Origin of the sequence: Butyrivibrio sp. MC2021 (assembly GCF_000621605.1) — a bacterium.
In the GTDB taxonomy this organism is placed as follows: Bacteria; Bacillota; Clostridia; order Lachnospirales; family Lachnospiraceae; genus Butyrivibrio.
This window is the reverse complement of the sequence record NZ_JHXX01000001.1, coordinates 47493-66082: the sequence shown is the minus strand read 5'-3', so window position 1 is coordinate 66082 and position 18590 is coordinate 47493. Positions and strand designations below refer to the sequence as shown.

General features: G+C 43.2%; 16 protein-coding genes. 2 read left to right on the top strand and 14 right to left on the bottom strand.

The window, feature by feature from the left end:
- Positions 1–8 precede the first annotated feature (8 nt).
- From T359_RS18795 to T359_RS0100195, 11 genes are all read right to left on the bottom strand, one after another.
- Entirely contained in the window at positions 9–683 is a 675-nt protein-coding gene (locus tag T359_RS18795; protein WP_051544822.1) for a thiamine diphosphokinase, read from the bottom strand.
- A gap of 11 nt (positions 684–694) precedes the next feature.
- Positions 695–2041 (bottom strand): tetratricopeptide repeat protein, encoded by a 1347-nt coding sequence (locus T359_RS0100240; RefSeq protein ID WP_026515722.1) that lies wholly within the window; start codon positions 2039–2041, stop codon positions 695–697.
- 181 nt (positions 2042–2222) lie between these two features.
- Positions 2223–2864 carry an RpiB/LacA/LacB family sugar-phosphate isomerase gene (locus T359_RS0100235; protein ID WP_026515721.1) on the bottom strand — a complete coding sequence of 214 codons (642 nt, stop codon included), beginning with the start codon at positions 2862–2864 and terminating at the stop codon, positions 2223–2225.
- Positions 2865–2978: 114 nt separating this feature from the next.
- Positions 2979–3821, bottom strand: a complete 843-nt coding sequence (locus T359_RS0100230; protein WP_035783407.1) for an HAD-IIA family hydrolase — start codon at positions 3819–3821, stop codon at positions 2979–2981.
- 17 nt (positions 3822–3838) lie between these two features.
- Positions 3839–5071 carry an ion transporter gene (locus T359_RS23315; protein ID WP_081795274.1) on the bottom strand — a complete coding sequence of 411 codons (1233 nt, stop codon included), beginning with the start codon at positions 5069–5071 and terminating at the stop codon, positions 3839–3841.
- The gene (locus T359_RS21175; RefSeq protein ID WP_081795273.1) at positions 5071–7104 is read right to left on the bottom strand and encodes a DEAD/DEAH box helicase; all 2034 of its coding nucleotides are present in this window, start codon (positions 7102–7104) and stop codon (positions 5071–5073) included. The genes T359_RS23315 and T359_RS21175 overlap by 1 nt, the downstream gene beginning before the upstream one ends.
- 107 nt (positions 7105–7211) lie before the next feature.
- A complete protein-coding gene (pgsA, locus tag T359_RS0100215) occupies positions 7212–7766 on the bottom strand; it encodes a CDP-diacylglycerol--glycerol-3-phosphate 3-phosphatidyltransferase (protein ID WP_026515718.1) in 555 nt (184 codons plus the stop codon).
- On the bottom strand, positions 7763–9118 hold the full coding sequence (gene rimO, locus T359_RS0100210) for a 30S ribosomal protein S12 methylthiotransferase RimO (RefSeq protein ID WP_026515717.1): 1356 nt from the start codon (positions 9116–9118) through the stop codon (positions 7763–7765). The genes pgsA and rimO overlap by 4 nt, the downstream gene beginning before the upstream one ends.
- Positions 9119–9121: 3 nt before the next feature.
- Entirely contained in the window at positions 9122–9415 is a 294-nt protein-coding gene (gene rpoZ, locus T359_RS0100205; RefSeq protein ID WP_026515716.1) for a DNA-directed RNA polymerase subunit omega, read from the bottom strand.
- A gap of 48 nt (positions 9416–9463) precedes the next feature.
- Complete coding sequence (gene gmk, locus T359_RS0100200; protein ID WP_026515715.1) at positions 9464–10105, bottom strand: guanylate kinase; 642 nt, start codon at positions 10103–10105, stop codon at positions 9464–9466.
- Positions 10098–10985: a YicC/YloC family endoribonuclease gene (locus T359_RS0100195; protein ID WP_026515714.1), complete on the bottom strand. Its 888-nt coding sequence runs from the start codon at positions 10983–10985 to the stop codon at positions 10098–10100. The genes gmk and T359_RS0100195 overlap by 8 nt, the downstream gene beginning before the upstream one ends.
- A 209-nt stretch (positions 10986–11194) precedes the next feature.
- On the opposite strand from T359_RS0100195, the gene T359_RS0100190 reads away from it, so the two are divergent.
- Complete coding sequence (locus T359_RS0100190; RefSeq protein ID WP_026515713.1) at positions 11195–12694, top strand: tagaturonate reductase; 1500 nt, start codon at positions 11195–11197, stop codon at positions 12692–12694.
- Positions 12695–12778: 84 nt separating this feature from the next.
- Here the strand turns inward: T359_RS0100190 and T359_RS0100185 are convergent, their stop codons facing one another.
- The 3 genes from T359_RS0100185 to T359_RS0100175 form a co-directional block, all read right to left on the bottom strand.
- On the bottom strand, positions 12779–14509 hold the full coding sequence (locus tag T359_RS0100185) for a sugar ABC transporter substrate-binding protein (protein WP_026515712.1): 1731 nt from the start codon (positions 14507–14509) through the stop codon (positions 12779–12781).
- Between the two features lie 135 nt (positions 14510–14644).
- Positions 14645–15517 (bottom strand): carbohydrate ABC transporter permease, encoded by an 873-nt coding sequence (locus tag T359_RS0100180; protein ID WP_026515711.1) that lies wholly within the window; start codon positions 15515–15517, stop codon positions 14645–14647.
- A 14-nt stretch (positions 15518–15531) separates the two neighbouring features.
- Positions 15532–16479, bottom strand: a complete 948-nt coding sequence (locus T359_RS0100175) for an ABC transporter permease (protein ID WP_026515710.1) — start codon at positions 16477–16479, stop codon at positions 15532–15534.
- 309 nt (positions 16480–16788) lie between these two features.
- On the opposite strand from T359_RS0100175, the gene T359_RS0100170 reads away from it, so the two are divergent.
- Positions 16789–18588, top strand: coding sequence for an Rqc2 family fibronectin-binding protein (locus tag T359_RS0100170; RefSeq protein ID WP_026515709.1), 1800 nt, complete (start codon positions 16789–16791; stop codon positions 18586–18588).
- Positions 18589–18590 lie beyond the last annotated feature (2 nt).

Sequence of the window (18590 nt, the reverse complement as noted above, 5' to 3'; positions counted from 1 at the left end):
CCTCAGAGTTACATGTCCGCTGTGATCAGAAGTGTTCCTTCCCTGACTGTAATCTCTGCCTCCTCGTCGATAATGAATTCATTGCTTACCCCAAGAGGAAAATCATTCCTAAGTTCCCCGTCTTCCAGGGAATACATAAGTCCTCTTATAGTAACGCCTTTTGAAACCTCTGAAACAGAGAAAATTGAGATCATCCCGCTGTTACCCCTGTGGAATCTTACAGTCTCATTCTCTGCTATCAGTACTATCCTATTTTCTTCAATTATATACCCTGTTCCGCCGTTATGCTTGATAAATAAAAGTGTCTGTAAATTGGCAATGCTGTGGTCCATCCTTTGACCGCCAAGGCTTCCGTACAGCATGAATTTTCTGTATCCCTTGGAAAGAGCGATCTTTACAGCCATAAGGGTATCTGTATCATCTTTTTTTACATTGAGTTTTACTATACGGTCGGGATCACTTTCGCTGATTTCCCGAAGACTTCTCATGGCTAAAGCGCCTGCTTCACTCATGGAATCAAAATCACCCACTATGAGATCCGGCAGAATCCCAAGCTGCTCAGCATAGATAAATCCTGCATCACAGGCAATTACCATATCCTCTTCCCCAATGGGGATCTCCATGGGAACGAAATGTCCCGCAGAGATAATTATGCATTTGGGCTCAGATTTCTCAAGATTCATGTAATGTTCCTTTAAGCTCGTATCCTTGATTCTATGGTGTCGATATCCATGATCCACTCATTAGGACCGCCCCAGTCACCCACTATAGTCTCGTCTGTGGTGCCATCCTCATATGTTATGGTGGTATCAAGTCTGTAATTCATCTTGGCAACCTTGGTTGATTTGCCGGAAGTGATGTAGCTCAGCAGATATGTTACGGAATACTTGGTATGAGGGTAAAGATTTCCGTTGATAGCACCTGGTTCATATGAGATTGAGTTTCTCTGAACTCCGTCATCCTCAAAGAAGTTCGCCCACAATGTGATGACTCCGCTGGTCTCTGGATTCTCCTCAAAGTTCAAAAATCTGTAGCTGAAGCCGTTCTCATTTCTGTTAAGAATGATAGCCTCTCTGCTGATGGAAACATATGTTGTATTCTCCTGAGGTGTCTCAAGATTATTAAGGAAAACGTTTCTGAGAGCAATATATTCGTCAGAAACAACAAAATCTCTGAGTTCATCCACATTTCCAACATCCAACTGGACAAAAATGTCAGCAAATATACCCTGAACATTCTCCGCGTCGGAAATGCAGTTTTTAACAGAATCAATATCCTGGGAAGAGCCTACAGAAGCTGTGATCTCCTCAAGAAGACTTCTGTATGCATAAGCATCCTCAAGGTTCATGGTAAATGAATCAAGATTGGGTACGGCATATTTGAGAATAACGTTCTTAAGTGCATCGGAAGAACTCTCTGCATATACAGCTGCCATACGTCTTACGAGATCAGAGTATCTGGAGAAATTGTCATTGCCTGCTCTGAAAAGTGTGTTGTGATCTCCATTGTAAGAGTCATTAAAGCATCTCTCATAGGCAGCATCAAGAAGTTCGATGGCATCCGCATTATCACTGCTTTCTTCCAGTACCTCCACCAGCTTGTCAACTGTATCAAAGCTGGTATGAGCAGAATTCATATCGCTAACCGCTTCATTCATGATAACAGTATGATAATCTCTGAGTAAAAGCTCATTGTCTGTATTCTGAAAGCCTTCATAAAGAGCCTTTTTAGCATCCTCTTTATTGTCAAGGCTGAGATATGCCCCTGCCAGATTGGAATATGCCGCAACTGACTTGGGATCAATGGCGATAGCCTTCTCATAGGATTCTATAGCTGCTTCATAATTGGCTGATTCTGTATATTTATTACCTGCTGCGATTGCATTGTTGACCTTAACAAAAGGTAAATGACTGTATATGGCAAGACCTGCAGCCACAACTACAGCTGAAGCAGCTGTAATTATACCGGCTCTCCTTATATCCAAGGTCTTCTTTTTTCTTCTTTTTGCAGAACTGTAAACGTTTTTATTTCTGTAACCCAAAACTCAAAACCATCCCTCTAAAAAACATGGGCAAAGCCCTTATTCACAAAATAGTTCCATGCGAAAAAAAGGTCGCACAAATGAAAGTATACCATGAAAATTCCTATAGAAAAAGAGAAAAAAACGTGCGAAACACAAAAAATGTTTCGCACGTTTCATCGATTATTTATTTACCAAAAAATTATTTCAAAAGCTCGTGTACAGCCTCTTTAATACGCTCATCCTTGGCATTGGCATCGAAGTACTCAAGGAAGTGCTCTCCTGAAAGTGCTCCCTTAACCAGGTCTCTGTCGAGCTTGTTGAGAATGTCCACAACATCAGTGTTGTAAGTAACCTTTTTAACCTCATCCAGGATCTTCTTGTTGCGCTGCTCAGGAACTGCTCTCTCTCTTGGATATCCCTGTCCGCTCTCCTCAGAGAAAAGCTTCTCGAAAGTATACTCAAGGTTAAGCTCTGCGCCCCAGCCTGACTTAAGAGCAAAGTTCATTGAAATAGCGTTGCCGTCATTGATCTGAGCAAAAGTATAAGCATCAAGAGGATCTGTAACGTGACCGCAGATAACTCCGGGGAAGCTGTTGCAGGCAAGCATTGCGCCCTCACCTGTGCCGCAGCCTGTGATAACATAATCTACTGCTCCGGAATTAAGAAGTACACATGCCAGAATACCGTTCTGTACATATGTAAGCTGAGCCTTGTCCTCAGCAGAATACATTCCGTAGTTGAATACCTCAAAGCCGTGCTTATCAGCAACTTTCTTAAGTGCGCCATAGATCATCTCGTTCTTGGCAGCCTGACTGTTCTCATTGATAAGTGCTATCTTCATCTCAAATAACCTCCATTTGATATAAGTTTTGTTTTCATATACGACTATTTTATTAACAATATAAAGAAGTGTCCATGGCTTTAAATGCTTTGTATTATTTTTTCAAGATTTTAGTCACAACGCTTTATCAAGAAGAATTCCCATCTCTTTTATGGACTCATAAACCACATCAGGCTTAACCTTGGAGGCAGGAATATCGCTAAGAAGAGTCTCTCCTGTAAGTACCAGCACTCCTATTGCTCCGTTATTTACTCCCGTAGCCACATCAGTGTAGATTCTGTCTCCAACGAAGGCAATATTCTCCTTGTTTTTGCCTGTGGCATCAACTATCATTTCAACAGTTTCTCCAAAGGGCTTTCCAACAAACTTAGGCTTAACCCCGGTGGAAAGCTCTATTGCAGCGCACATGGCTCCGCAATCCGGAATAAAGCCTCCCTTCACAGGACAGTTTATATCAAGATGTGTAGCCAGGAAAACAGACCCTTCTCTTATATAATTGCAGGCATTTGTAAGCTTCTCATAAGTCAGGGTCTTGTCAAAGCCCACAACTACGATATCAGGCCTAGTTCCTTCTTTTTCCTTTTCAGGCCAAAAAAGATTAATGCCGCCCTCCTCAAAGCTCTCGATAAGGGACTCTGTTCCAAGAAGATACACTGACTTTCCCTTATAAAAGTTGTTGAGATAACGAATCATAACATCCCCGGAGGTCATGATCATATCTCTTGTGATATGGCAGTTCATCCTTGCCAGCTTATCAATATAGGCCTTGGGAGACTGGGAGGAATTATTGGTAAAAAACATGTATTCCTTCCCTGCTCTTTTAACACTTTCAAGGAAATCCAAAGCACCGTCCAAAATATCATTTTCAAGATAAAATGTCCCATCCATATCCAGGACAAAAAGTTCTGCTCTGTCTAATATTTCCTGTTTTGTTGCATTATCAAAATATTTTTCCATTACTGAATTTTCCTTAATCACACGTTTTCATTGTGGACATGCTTGCCATAAAGAAGCACTGTATCTCCGGCTCTCATAACAAGACTCCCCCTGGGAGCCATGGCTTTTCCGTTCCTGCGGACCATAAAGATAAAGCTCTGCCTTGAAATATCAATATCTTTGATGGCAGTTCCATTCCAGGAGTGGCCCTGGTTTATCACTATTTCTTTTATCTCAATAGGCTGAATGTCCTTGGTCTTCTCAGAGCACATTACGATAAGGTCCCCTGCTTCAAGAACAGTCTGGCCTCTGGGAATAATGGTTTCCTTTTCCCTTTGAATGGCAACTATCATGATATCCTTGGGTAGCCCCAGTTCCACGATCTTTTTCCCGTTCCACCTATCATTTGCAGAGATCTTGATCCTGATAAAATGAATATTCTCCTCTTCCGCAAAATCTCCGATGGACTTAAGTCTCTGGTATTGTTCCACGAATCCGGCGGAAATAATACCTGTAGGAATGGCAACCATTCCAACTCCCAGGAACGCTATCACAATTCCAAGAATCTTACCGAGAGTCGTAACCGGATAAATATCACCGTAGCCCACAGTCAGAAGTGTAGAGGCAGACCACCAGATTCCGGAAAAAGCATTCTGAAAGACTTCCGGCTGTGCGTCATGCTCAACACTATACATACAAAGGCTGGCTGCCATCATCAGAATAACAATGATAAAAACAGAAGCCATAAGCTGCTGTTTCTTGCGACTGAGGATCTCAGTGATAACATTTAATTGATCATAATAGGAATTGATTCTGAACAGGCGGAGGATCCTGGCAATCCTGAACATCCTGAAAACTGCCGTTCCCGCCGGAAAAAATACCGGAAGATAATAGGGTAAAAATGATAAAAGATCTATTATTCCGGAAAATGAAAGAATATATTTGATAGCTGCTTTTCCATCTGTTTCATTGGGAAAAAGCTCCTTGGATGAAACCAGGCGCAGCACATAGTCCACAGCAAAGAAAAATGTGGTGACAGCTTCGATACTAAGAAGGAGCGCACCATAACGCTCCATCATATCTTCAAAAGTCACCGCAAACGCGCAGAAAAGATTGAGTAAAAGGGCAATGATACTGATGCCGTCATAGAGCCTGTTAACAGGCTCGTCTATGACGCCCACACTAACCATGTTAAAAATCTTAGCACGAAGCTGATCACTTAAAACATACAGTTTGTGTTTCCCAGAATCATTCCCCTTTGATTTGGTCATTATTTCTCCTTGTGCTTTCTTCTGCCGAAGCTCTCCATAACAAGATCGCTTACGTCCTGAAGATAATCAAGACTTCTCTTTTTATTTTCTGCTTTAATAGCCTTCTTCTCGGCCTTACTTACATTCATTGTGTCAGTATCTTCACCCACATACCAGGCCTTGGTCTTGCCTTCGCCCTTGATATTGATACGTCCCACATTTTCAAACCCCTCAGACTTTTTGCCCTCTGAATGTCTGTTTTTTCTTGGTGAATCTGAACTTGCTTTATCCTGAGTCTTCTTGGAGCCTTCAGCCTTCTTTCTGTCAGCCTTGATACTCTCGATAAGACTTACATCAATACCGTTATCAGGCTTCTGCTCCTCCACAGGCTTTTTCTTTCTGCGGGGCTTCTCAAAGACCTCCTCGGACTTTGTCTTGTTTCTATCGCCGGGCTTTCCGTCCTTTTTGAATCTTGTATCGCGATCCTTCCTGTCTCTGCGGCCTTTGCCCTCTTCAGATCTTCTTCCATCGCGGTCCTTGCGGCCTTCGGAATTTTTCTTGCCGTCACGGCCCTTGCGACCATCGGAATTTCTCTTGCCATCGCCGTAGCTACGACGTCCGTCTCTTCCTCTTCCGGAACCGTCCTTAAAGTCTCGTCTTCTTCTGTCGCTCTTTTCGAACAGAACAAGATCTTCTATATCAGCACCCATCTTGAGCTTCATGAATCCGGCTGCAAGCTGTTCTGCAGTGTACTCGCCCTCTTCAACCTTCTGATTAACAAACTCAAGCACGGATGTGATGTCATCATTCTCAATGATATCGATAACCTCAGCAAAGATCTTCTGAGACTTGGCTCTTGTGATCTCTTTTGCTGAAGGAACCCTTCTTTCCTCAATCCTGGTATGACAGATTCTCTCGATGTCACGAAGCTTGTGCATCTCTCTGCCGCCCACAAGAGTGAAGGATCTGCCGCTTCTTCCGGCACGTCCTGTTCTTCCGATTCTGTGAACATAATACTCGATATCCTCAGGAATATCGAAGTTAAATACTGCCTCAACGCCGCTTACATCGATACCTCTTGCGGCCACATCAGTAGCGATAAGAATATTGATCCTGCCGCTTCTGAAAAGATTCATTACGGTATCTCTCTGATTCTGTGAAAGATCACCGTGAAGACCGTCAGCAAGATAGCCCTTGCCCTTAAGGCTCTCTGTGAGCTGATCAACCATCTTCTTGGTGTTGCAGAAAATAAGGCTTCTTGAAGGATTGTGATAATCCATAAGTCTGCAGAGTACTTCTTCCTTCATCTTCTGAGGAACTCTGTAGTAAGCCTGCTCGATGGCAGCTACAGTGATCTCTCTTGGAGTCATCTTGATGTACTCAGCATCCTTCTGATAGGTTCTTGTGATCTTAAGAATAGGCTCAGGCATTGTAGCTGAGAAAAGAGCTGTCTGTCTCTCCTGCGGCATTCCCTGGAGAATGGTCTCAATATCCTCTCTAAAGCCCATGTCAAGCATCTCATCCGCTTCATCAAGAACGAGAACCTTGACATCCTTCATCTTCATGGTGTGACGTCTCATGTGGTCCATAACACGTCCCGGTGTTCCTACTACGATCTGAACTCCGGCAGATAATGCTCTTATCTGTCTTGAAATGTCCTGACCTCCGTATACGGCCAGAACCTTGATTCCATGCATGTATTTTGCAAAATCTCTGATATCGTCAGCAGCCTGCATGGCAAGCTCTCTTGTGGGACAAAGCACCACTGCCTGAAGGTGCTTGTTCTCGGAATCAATACTCTGAAGAAGCGGGATTCCGAATGCTGCTGTCTTACCGGTTCCTGTCTGGGCCTGACCAATAAGGTCCTTGCCCTCCATCATTACAGGAATAGCCGCCTTCTGAATAGGCGACATATATTCAAAGCCCATCTCTGTAACCGCTCTTATGATGCGCTCATCCAGTCCGGACTCGTCATATCTGATCTTTACTTCATCTTCTTTCTTCTTTGTTTCTTTTTTTACTTCTAATTCATTTAATTCTAAATCTTTACTCATAAAACTCTCTTACTTCTAAAACAATAACTATAATTTACTCCGCGATATTTCATAAACATAATTTTATGTGCAAGCACAAAAATCATTTTGCTCATGCCTTATATCGCTCACATCTCTCCGCTCATAACATCCTTATTTTTTACAAGGTAATCAATAAGCGAAATAATTGTTAATGCAAGCGCGATCCACATGATGACCTGTGTAAGGATCTGCACTGCGGGAATGTCCAGATTGGCGATCATAAGGATTACCATGATCATCTGGAAGGTGGTCTTGAACTTTCCCCAATAGCTGGCAGCTATTACTCTGCCGTTATCTGCGGCAATAAGTCTGAAACCGCTGATAACAAACTCTCTTGCGATGATGATGATAACGATCCATGAAGGGATACGACCAAGCTCAATAAGAGCTATCATGGCGCTGCACACCAACAGCTTATCCGCAAGAGGATCCATGAATTTACCAAAATCCGTTATGAGATTATACTTTCTGGCGATCTTTCCATCAAGCATATCTGTAAGGCTGGCAATGATGAAAATTGCCAAGGCGATCCATTTGAAAATTTCCTTCAGGGATTCGTCTGCAGGACTAAACAACAGAAAAAATACAAAAAACGGAATCATTACTACTCTGGCTACGGTTAATTTGTTAGGTAAATTCATTCTTCCATCTCCCCTATTAAGTCATATTCGTTAGATCCGGTAATGCGGACCTTAACATAGTCTCCTGTCATCAGTTCCCTCTGAACACCGCTGATGAAAAGATATCCGTCGATATCCGGCGCATCCTTGTAGGTTCTTGCCACATAGGAAAGGCCGTCATCATACTCAGAATCCATGATCCTGCCCTCTATTACGGCATCCACAACCCTGCCAACCATCTTCTCGGCAGCCTCAAAGGCAATCTTCTGCTGAAGCTTCATCAGCTTGTTCCTACGCATCACCTTGGTTCTCTCTGTGACCTGCCCCGGCATTGTAGCAGCGGGAGTGTCTTCTTCCTGTGAATAGGTAAATACTCCAAGTCTGTCAAACTGAAGGTCACGAACAAGCTCCATAGTCTGGTCGTGGTCCTCCGGTGTCTCTCCGGGGAATCCGCTTATAAGAGTTGTTCTTATGCAGATATCAGGAATCTCCTCACGAAGATGCTGTACCAGCGCTCTGATCTCAGCGTTGTTGGTTCTTCTTCCCATCTTCTTAAGAACCCAGTCGGAGCCTGACTGGATAGGAATATCCAGGTAATGACAGATCTTAGGCTCATTCTTAATAGTCTGAATAAGTTCTTCAGTGATCTCCTCCGGATAACAGTAAAGAACCCTGATCCATCTAAAGCCATCGATCTCACAGAGCTTGTGCAAAAGCTCCGGCAGTTTCTTCTCTCCATAAAGATCGGTACCGTATAAAGTTGTCTCCTGGGCAACAATGAGAAGCTCTGTAACTCCCTGGGCAGCAAGGTTTCTTGCATCCTCCAAAAGCTGCTCCATAGGAACACTTCTGTAATTACCTCTTACCTTGGGAATTATGCAATAGGTGCAATGTTTATCGCAGCCTTCAGCAATCTTAAGATAATTAAAAAGACCTCCTGTGGTGATGACTCTCTTTAGGCCACCCACAGGCTTTCTGTTGATATCATCGAAATAATTCTTATGAGAAAAAAGCTTATTTCTCTGGAGGGTTTCTTCAAGAGCATCCAGGATCTTGTCGGTGGAAGAAATACCAAGGATCTCATCAACCTCTGGGATCTCTGTCTGAATTTCTTCCTGATAACGCTGAGCAAGGCAACCGGTGACAATAAGTGCCTTCAGCTGCCCATCCTTTCTTCTCTCGGAGAGCTCTAAAATAGTATTTATGCTCTCTTCCTTCGCATCATTGATAAAGCAGCAGGTGTTAACAACTGCTGCTTCTGCTTCATCCTCGTCATCTGTAAATTCGTAGCCGCGGTCAGCAAGCATTCCAAGCATAACCTCGGTATCTACTCTGTTTTTGTCACAACCAAGTGACACAAATAGAATCTTCATATATCACTCTTCTACTGAATCCTGAACACTGTCCTGAGCATTTTCTGTTGTAAGAGCATCTCTCTCTTCATCAGTAAGGATTCTGAGCATATCCTGGTTCATCTCGTCAACAGCGATTGAAAGAGGCTTCTGCTTGTCCTTAACTCTTACCATAGGCTCATCACCTGCGATGATCTGTCTGGCTCTCTTGGCAGTAGCCATAACTACTGAGTATCTTGAGCTGATTACAGGCTCCTCACCCTCTTCAACTCCCTTGTTAACTACTTTCATAAGATCCACATATGAAGGATGTATCATAATATTGTATTCCTTTCCTGCGTATTACCGCACATCCGCTTATAATGATTATAACTCATTAAGCTCTTTTCTGATAGTATCTATAAATTCCTGATTCCTTGAGGGTGTCATGTGGGCTGATGTAATAATCTCATTGACCTGCTCCACGCACCTGTCAAGATCATCATTTATAACAATGTAATCGTAGTTCTCGATACCCTGGGATTCCTCCTTGGCTCTGTCAAGTCTTCCCTTGATAACGTCCTCTGTCTCTGTGCCTCTGCCGCAGAGTCTGTTTCTGAGAACCTCTGCTGAGGGGGGCATTACGAATAAAAGCACCGCATCATTATACTGCTTTTTAATCTGAAGTGCACCCTGAATTTCTATCTCAAGGATAACATCTATTCCTTCAGCAAGCTTGTCCTCCACATATTTCCTGGGGGTTCCGTAATAATGATTGACATAACCGGCATGCTCTATAAGACCATTTTCACTTATAAGTTTCTCAAATTCTTCATTACTTACAAAGAAATATTCTCTGCCGTTCTCTTCCCCGGGTCTGGGATCTCTTGTGGTGGCTGATATAGAAAGAGCGTAGTTGTCATACTTCTTGATGAGCTCCTTCATTATTGTTCCCTTGCCTACTCCCGAAAAACCGGAGACAACGATTATAATACCTTTATGTTTCTTCTGCAATACTTCGTTACTCAATGTTCTGAATCTGCTCCCTTACTTTTTCTATATCGGTCTTAAGAGCAATTCCTCTGTCGGAAATCTTAAGATCTGTAGATTTGGACAATATAGTATTAGCCTCTCTGTTCATCTCCTGTGCAAGGAAGTCAAGCTTTCTTCCGATGCCATCCTTGTCATCTCCCACCTTAAGGGTGTCCTTGGTAGCCAGGATGTGGCTGCGAAGTCTTGTAAGCTCCTCATCCACGCAAACCTTATCGGCGAAAATGGTGACTTCCATGGCAAGACGGTTCTCATCAACCTGCTTATCCTCTAAAAGATCAGCAATCTTCTCGCGAAGCTTGGTCTTATATTCCTGTATGATCTCAGGCGAACGTTCTGTAATATATTCCACATTTTCATACATTCCGTCAAGTTTTTGTGTAAGATCTGCGGATAAGAACTCTCCTTCTTTAATTCTGGATTCAAGGAACTGCTTGCCGGCTTCGTTGATAGCCTTGCTAAGACCGCTCCATACTTCCTCTTCGTCCAGCTCCTCTTCCTCCATGGTGAAAACTTCAGGGAATTTGGAAAGAGCTGAGATCCTGATATCATTATCAAGACCGAAATCATCAGCCATCTGCTTGAGATATGTAAAATATTCCTCTGCAATTGCCTTATTATATTTTACTCGGGAATCTGATTCTGAAAAATCTTCGTAACTAATGAAAACGTCTACCTTGCCACGCTTCATATAGCTCTTTAATTCTGTACGGATTGCTGATTCAAATGAATTGAATTTCTTGGGCATCTTGATGTTGATATCAAGATAACGATTATTAACAGACTTAAGTTCAACAATATATTTACGCTGTCCTTCTGTAACTTCACTTCTGCCAAAACCAGTCATACTGCAGACCATAAGTAGAATCTCCTTTATTTTAGGGCAAAATTTTACATAAACCATTATAATACAGCGCTATTTCAAGGTCAATGCTGGCCTCTTTTGCATTCATAAAAAAATTAGAAATTTAGTATTGTAAACGCTTACATAATTTGTTATAACATTATTGGATAAAAGATGTATCAAAAACGTTTTGTAAGCGTTTACATTTTAGGAGGAAGGGTTATATGGATTTATTAAATTATGATGTATTGGCCAAGTCAGGCTATGAAGGTTACGTTCTTAAGGATGCACCTGTAAGAGTTCTTCAGTTTGGTGAAGGAAACTTCATGAGAGCATTCGTAGATTATTTCTTTGATATCAGTAATGAGAAGGCCGGCTGGAACGGCAAGGTTGCTCTTGTTCAGCCTATCGCCCAGGGTCTTACAGATCTTGTTAACAAGCAGGAAGGTCTCTACACTCTTTATCTTCGTGGCAGCGAGAACGGCCAGAAGGTAGATGCAAAGAGAGTTATTTCAGCAGTTGATTGCTGCCTGAATCCATACAACCAGGCAGATTACGATAAGATGATGGCTATCGCCGAGAGCGATGATCTTGATATCATTGCTTCCAACACAACAGAAGCAGGTATCGCTTATGATCCCGCTTGCAACTTCGAGGATGTTCCCGCTGCAAGCTTCCCCGGCAAGCTCACACAGGTTCTTTACAGAAGATATAAGGCAGGCAAGAAGGGCGTTGTTGTTCTCTCCTGCGAGCTTATCGATAACAACGGTAAAGAGCTTCTTAAGTGTGTAAACCAGTATATCGATCAGTGGAAGCTTGAGGATGGCTTCAAGTCATGGGTTAACAATGACAACATCTTCTGCTCTACTCTTGTAGACAGAATCGTTCCCGGAAGAATCCGTGATCCCAAGGAAGTTGAGAAGCTTGAGGAAGTTAACGGTTACCACGACGAGCTCATCGATGTAGGTGAGATCTTCGGTGTTTGGATCATCGAAGGACCTGCAGAGCTTGAAGAGAGACTTCCTTTCAAGAAGGCAGGCGTTAACGTACATGTTGTTCCCGATGTTATGCCTTACAAGCACCGCAAGGTTCGTATCCTTAACGGAGCTCACACAGGTTTCGTACTTGGCGCTTATCTTTCAGGCCAGGATATCGTTCGTGATTGCATGCAGAACGAGAACATTGCAGGTTTCATGAACAAGATGCTCAGCGAGGAGGTTATCCCTACTCTTGTTGATCACCTTGACGAGAATGACCTCAACGAGTTCGCTGCTGCTGTTAAGGATCGTTTCAACAATCCTTTCGTTAACCACGAGCTTATGTCTATCTCACTTAACTCAACAAGTAAGTGGAAAGCAAGAAATATGCCTTCATTCCTTCAGTACATTGAAAAGAACGGCAAGCTTCCTGTTTGCCTTACAATGTCACTGGCTGCATATATTGCATTCTATTCAAATGATGTTCAGGAGCTTACAGATGCCGGTCTTGTTAACAAGAGACCTGCTGGCAATACCTACACAGTAAGTGATGACAGATGGGCTCTTGAGTTCTTCTACGAGCACAGAAATGATTCCGAGGAAGACCTTGTTAAGGCTGTTCTTGGAAATGAGAAGATGTGGGATCAGGATCTCAACAAGATCGCAGGACTTACAGATGCTGTTATCGCAGACCTCAAGAAGATCCACACAGAAGGCGCTGAGAAAGCATACGCTAGCTGCCTTTGATAAATAAGAACAAAAAAATCATGGCGCGACTCCAAATCGGAGCCGCGCCATTTTTATGACTTAATTCAAAATTTTCAATTGCGATTATGGAAGCATGTCAGCATCGCCAAAGTACTCTGTCCACTTCTCTGTACGCTCGTCGATGATAGCCTGTCCGCCTGATGAAAGGTAATCTGCTACATAGCTGTCCCAAACAGAATCGAAATCAGCCTCAGAAGCTACTACAGCGTTATCATAGATCTGATCTCTCTTAGCTGAAAGAGTATCGCCAACACCTGCCTCTGCAGTGATCTCACCAACGTTAACGTTCTTAGGCTCAAGACCATCTGCCATAGCGATCTTGTTAGCCTGATCTACAAGCTCAGGATCAGCCTCAGCGTAGCCGTATGCCAGGGAAAGAGCTGCAAGAGCCTCGTCACCGAAGTATGTTCCGTTACATGTGATTGTGTAGTCGATGTTCTTTCCTGAGTTCTGGATTGCATCGCCAGTTGCAGCAATGATCTGGATAGCGCCGCTGTCAAGAACTTCGTGTGTAACACCCTCATCACCTGCCTGGAGGTACTTGATTGTCTCAGGCTTTGAAATGAAGTCAAGGTAAAGAAGTGATGCTAAAGGCTCATCATTGGTTGAAGGGAAGAAGATCTTTCTGTCGCCTGCTGAGCTGTAGAGCCACTTGGAATACTTGCCGGCTGAGTTCTGGAAGCAGTCAACAGGAATAAATACAGCGTCCTCGCCTACGTTTCTCTTAAGGTTAGAATTGATGCTGTCCTCGCCGTTTCTGAATACATAATCCCAGTTGTGCTGGAATGCGCCAACATAGCCGGCCTTGATCATATCGTCCTCAGTTGTGTCGCCACTTCCGTAAAGAACGAAGTCTTTCCACATAAGGTCTGCGTTGTACCACTTGTTAAGAAGTCTTACAGCTTCCTTGGTTGAAGCCTGTGTAACCATTCTGTCATCGAATCCGTTGATGTAGTACTCCTTGTCTGTGATAGCAGGATCCATGAATGATGTGATAATGTTGGATGCTCTCCATCCGATATCATAGCTTGCTGAGAAAGGAACCATCTTGGAAGCATCTGCTCCAAGAAGAGTATCTGCATTGTCTCTGAATGCGATAAGCATGTCTTCAAATTCCTGAGTTGTTGTAGGAACCTGGAGTCCAAGCTTATCAAGCCAGTCCTTACGAACGAAAGTAACTATTCTCTGCTGCTCTGCTCTCTTACCCTCAATAGCCCAAACTGTGCCGGTCTTAGGATCCTTGTCCCAAAGCATGTTTGTGTCGCCGAGCCATGCCCAAAGATTTGGAGTATCAGCCTTGTAGGTCTCGATCATCTCGCTGAGATCGATAACGCCGCCCATCTGAGCGTAGGTAAGTACTGTAGGATAACTGTAGGTTACGCAGATATCAGGAGCTTCCTGAGCTGCAAGAAGGTTGTTGATATCATCAACCTCTGTCCATCTGGGAACCTTCTTAAAGGTAACTTCTACGTTGTGCTCCTCGAGCATTCCCTTTTTGATGAACTCTGTGTACATGTTGTTCTCAGGATCTGAACCACCGTCGTTACCTCTGTCGTAGATCTCTACAGTAATCTGTCTTGTCTCAGCAAACTTACCGTCTGTAAGTTCTGAGGTTGACTCAGCTGCAGGCTCTGCTGCTGTTTCTGTAGTTGTAGCAGTCTCCTGAGTAGCTGTCTGTGTCTCTGCCTTAGGTGTATCTGTTGTTGCTGTAGATCCTCCCTGTGAAGATCCGCAAGCTGCTACAGAGAATACCATTGCAGATGCAAGTAAAACTGATAATACTTTGTTTTTCATATTGACCTCCCTTCTAATATGTCAATTAATATTTATTTAATCCAATAAGGATTAAGTTCAAGGTAGTTCTGATCTCGCACGTTGTGCTCGCCAGAACAAGAATTCGCACAAATTCGAAAACACCTCATTAAGTGCTCATTCTTTAACCGCACCCATTGTTACTCCGTGGATGAAGTACTTCTGGAGGAACGGATAAATGCACAAAATAGGAATAGTTGAAAACATTACTATGGCTGCCTTAAGTGATGCTGAAAGGCCCGGTGTTGAGAAGCCTTCCTGTGTGGCAACCTCAACCTGGTTGATGTTGTTGATGATGTTGTACAAAAGAAGCTGCAGTGTATAGTACTTGGCTTCTCTCATGTACATGAGTGCATCGGAATAACCATTCCATCTTCCTACCGCATAAAACAGAGCCAGTGTAGCCAAAACAGGCTTGGAAAGCGGTATATAAATCTTTGTAAGAATCTCAAAGAATGTTGCTCCGTCGATCTCAGCAGACTCACGCAAGCTGTCAGGTATTCCATAGAAGAAACTTCTCATGATGATCATGTTGTAAACACTCATTACACCCGGAAGGATCAGTACCAGCGGGTTACTGAGAAGGTTCAGCTTCTGCATAAGCAGGTAGTTCGGAATTGTTCCTGCGTTAAAAAACATTGTAATTGTAATGAAGATATTGATTGCCTTTCTTCCGCGAAGGTTCTCAAAAATAAGCGGGAATGCGCACAGTGTTGTCATTGTAAGAGAAAGGATCGTACAAACGACTGTAAGGAAAACAGTCCATATAAATGCTCTAATGTACTTGGGATCCTTAAGTACTGTTGCATATGCGTTAAAGTTGAGCCCCTTGGGCAAAAGATATACTTCGTTTCTTACCAGGTAGTCTGTTCCGCTGAGGGACTTGGCAAGAAGATTTATCATAGGAATAATGCACATCAGACTGATCAAAAGGCAGAAGATCACGAATACAATATCCCAGGCTTTATCTGCGCCAGATTTAATTTTCATTTATTCGCACCTCCTTACCAGATTCCTCTCTCACCAAGCTTACGTGAGATGAAGTTTGCCATCAGCAGGAAGAAAATACCTACTACAGACTGGAACAAACCAACCGCGGTTGTAAGTGAGAACTGAAGTCCCTTGATACCGACTCTGTACACGAAGGTTGCGATAACGTCTGCCACACGCATAACCAGGTTGTTCTGGAATGCGAAAGGACGATCAAAGCCACCGCCTAAGATGTTACCAAGGCTCATGATAAGAAGCACTACGATGGTAGGCTTGATTCCGGGAAGTGTGATATGCCACATCTTGCGGAATCTTCCTGCTCCGTCTACGGAAGCAGCTTCATACAGCTCAGGATTGATGCCGGCAATAGCTGCCAAATATACAATGGAGCCCCAGCCGAAGTTCTGCCAGATACCAAATCCGATATAGCTTCCGATCCAGTGTTTTCCATCATTCAGGAAAGGAATCGGATCAAAGCCCATCTTACTGATGACCATGTTTACAAGACCATCTGTAGGCGCAAGAAGCTGCAGTGCCAAGCTGTAGATGATAACCCATGACAGGAAGTGTGGCATATAAGCTATTGTCTGAACCACCTTCTTGTAATGCTTGAAACACAGCTCATTAAGTATCAATGCGAAAATAATTGGTGCCGGGAATCCAAAGAACAGATCCAGTAAATTAAGTGTCAGTGTGTTTCTAAGAGCATATTTGAAATCGTTGTTCTTAAATGCCTTGATAAAGAACTCAAATCCATGGTTGTCTGCCAGGGGCAGCTCCCAGATACTCTTGACCAGACTGTACTTCTTGAATGCGATCTGTACATAGACCATTGGTGCATACTTAAATACCACCAGGTATAAAAGAGGTAAAAATAACATGGCATAAAGCTGCCAGTAGCGTTTCATATACACGACAAAAGATTTCGAGCTTCCCACACTCGTTTTAGAACTCTTCCCCATTTAATTCCTCCCGTTTTTTATGCGAATTGCACAATTAAATTCAAGTACATTATATTTTTTGTTGTCATATTGCACCTATCATATATTGCAACTGTTACTCACATATTGCTATTTCCGTGCACTTTTATAGCAAAAAAATCAAAATGTGCAACTTTTTCAATGTACACCGCAAAATAAGCAAAGTGAATATTTAATTCCCACATAATATGGAATTTGTATGAATATTCTTAAACTTTGAATGCTGCCCTGATACATGGTACAATTAAGCCTGCATTTACAATATTTCTACTACGGAAGGTAAATTAGAATATGGCATTTGACGGAATTACAGTTGCGAATTTAACTAAAGATTTCAGGGACCTTTTAACAGGAGGTCGTATCTATAAAATTGCTCAGACAGAAAGCGATGAGCTTCTTATTACGGTAAAGCTCTCCTATGAGAACATTGAAAAATATCAGATCAAGCAGGCCAGAGTTGTTATGTCAGCGGACGCTTCTCTTCCGCTGGTTTATATGACAGATGATAACAAGCCCTCACCGATGACAGCGCCCAATTTCTGCATGCTTCTTCGTAAGCACATTCAGAACGGCCGCATCATCTCTGTATCCCAGCCGGGAGGCCTTGAAAGAATCATCAGATTTGAGATTGAACACCTTGATGAAATGGGTGATCTTCGCCACAAGGTGCTTCTTATAGAGATCATGGGCAAGTACAGCAATATCATCTTCACCGATGAAGAGGATATGATAATCGACAGCATCAAGCATATCCCGGCTTCTGTCAGCTCAGTAAGAGAGGTTCTTCCCGGAAGAAAGTATTTCATTCCTTCCCAGGACAAGCTCAATCCTCTCACCACCACTGCCGATGAGTTCTCTTCCAGCGTTCTCAGCAAGGGCATGCCCGCTTTCAAGGCAATTTATTCCTGCTACACAGGTTTTTCACCTGTTGTATCCCAGGAAATCTGCTACCGAGCAGGACTTGATGCCGATAAATCCGCCCTCTCCCTGGATCCTCAGGAATCAATAGCTCTCTACAGAGCCTTCGATGATGTTGTAAGCCAGATAAAGGACGGAAGCTTCTCTCCTGTAATCATCTACGAGAATGGCACTCCCAAAGAATATGCTTCTATTCCGCTCACTATCTATGATAACGATAGCCACATCGAAGAGTCTCAGGGCTATTCATCCAAGCCTTTCGACAGCATCTCCGCTCTCATTGAGCAATATTATGCTGAAAAGAATGTTGTTACAAGAATCAGGCAGAAATCCGTGGACCTTCGTAAGATCGTCCAGACAGCTCTTGAGAGAAATGTAAGAAAGTATGATCTTCAGACCAAGCAGCTTCAGGATTCCGAGAAAAAAGACAAGTACAGAGTTTTCGGTGAACTTCTCACCGTTTACGGCTACAGCGCCAAGGAAGGCGATAAGAACATTACAGTAAATGATTACAACACCGGTGAGGATGTGACAATTCCTCTTGATCCTACTCTTACCGTAAGTCAGAACGCCAAGAAGTATTTTGATAAATACACCAAGCTCAAAAGAACCCAGGAGGCCCTCACCGAGCAGATGGCAGAGGTAGCCCAGGCCATTGAGCAGCTGGAGTCCATTTCCACAGCCCTGGATATCGCCCAGAAGGAAGCTGACCTTGCTCAGATCCGTCAGGAGCTTGCCCTCTCCGGCTACGTCAAGGCTCACCCTCAGGGAAAGAACGGTCGCAAGGAAAAGATCACCTCCAAGCCATTCCACTATCTTTCCAGTGATGGCTTTGATATTTTTGTAGGAAAAAATAATATTCAGAACGATGAACTCACCTTCAAGACAGCCAACGGCGGTGACTGGTGGTTTCACGCCAAGAAGATCCCAGGATCCCACGTAGTTCTTTTGACCGGAGGAAAGGAAGTTCCCGACAGAGCCTTCGAGGAAGCTGCTGCTCTTGCCGCTTTTTATTCCAAAGGAAAGAATCAGGAAAAAGTTGAGATAGACTACCTCAGAAGAAAGGACGTAAAAAAACCCGGAGGTGCTAAACCGGGCTTTGTAGTGTACTATACCAATTATTCAATGGCTATTTCTCCTGACATTTCAGGACTTAAGCTAATAAGTGACTGATA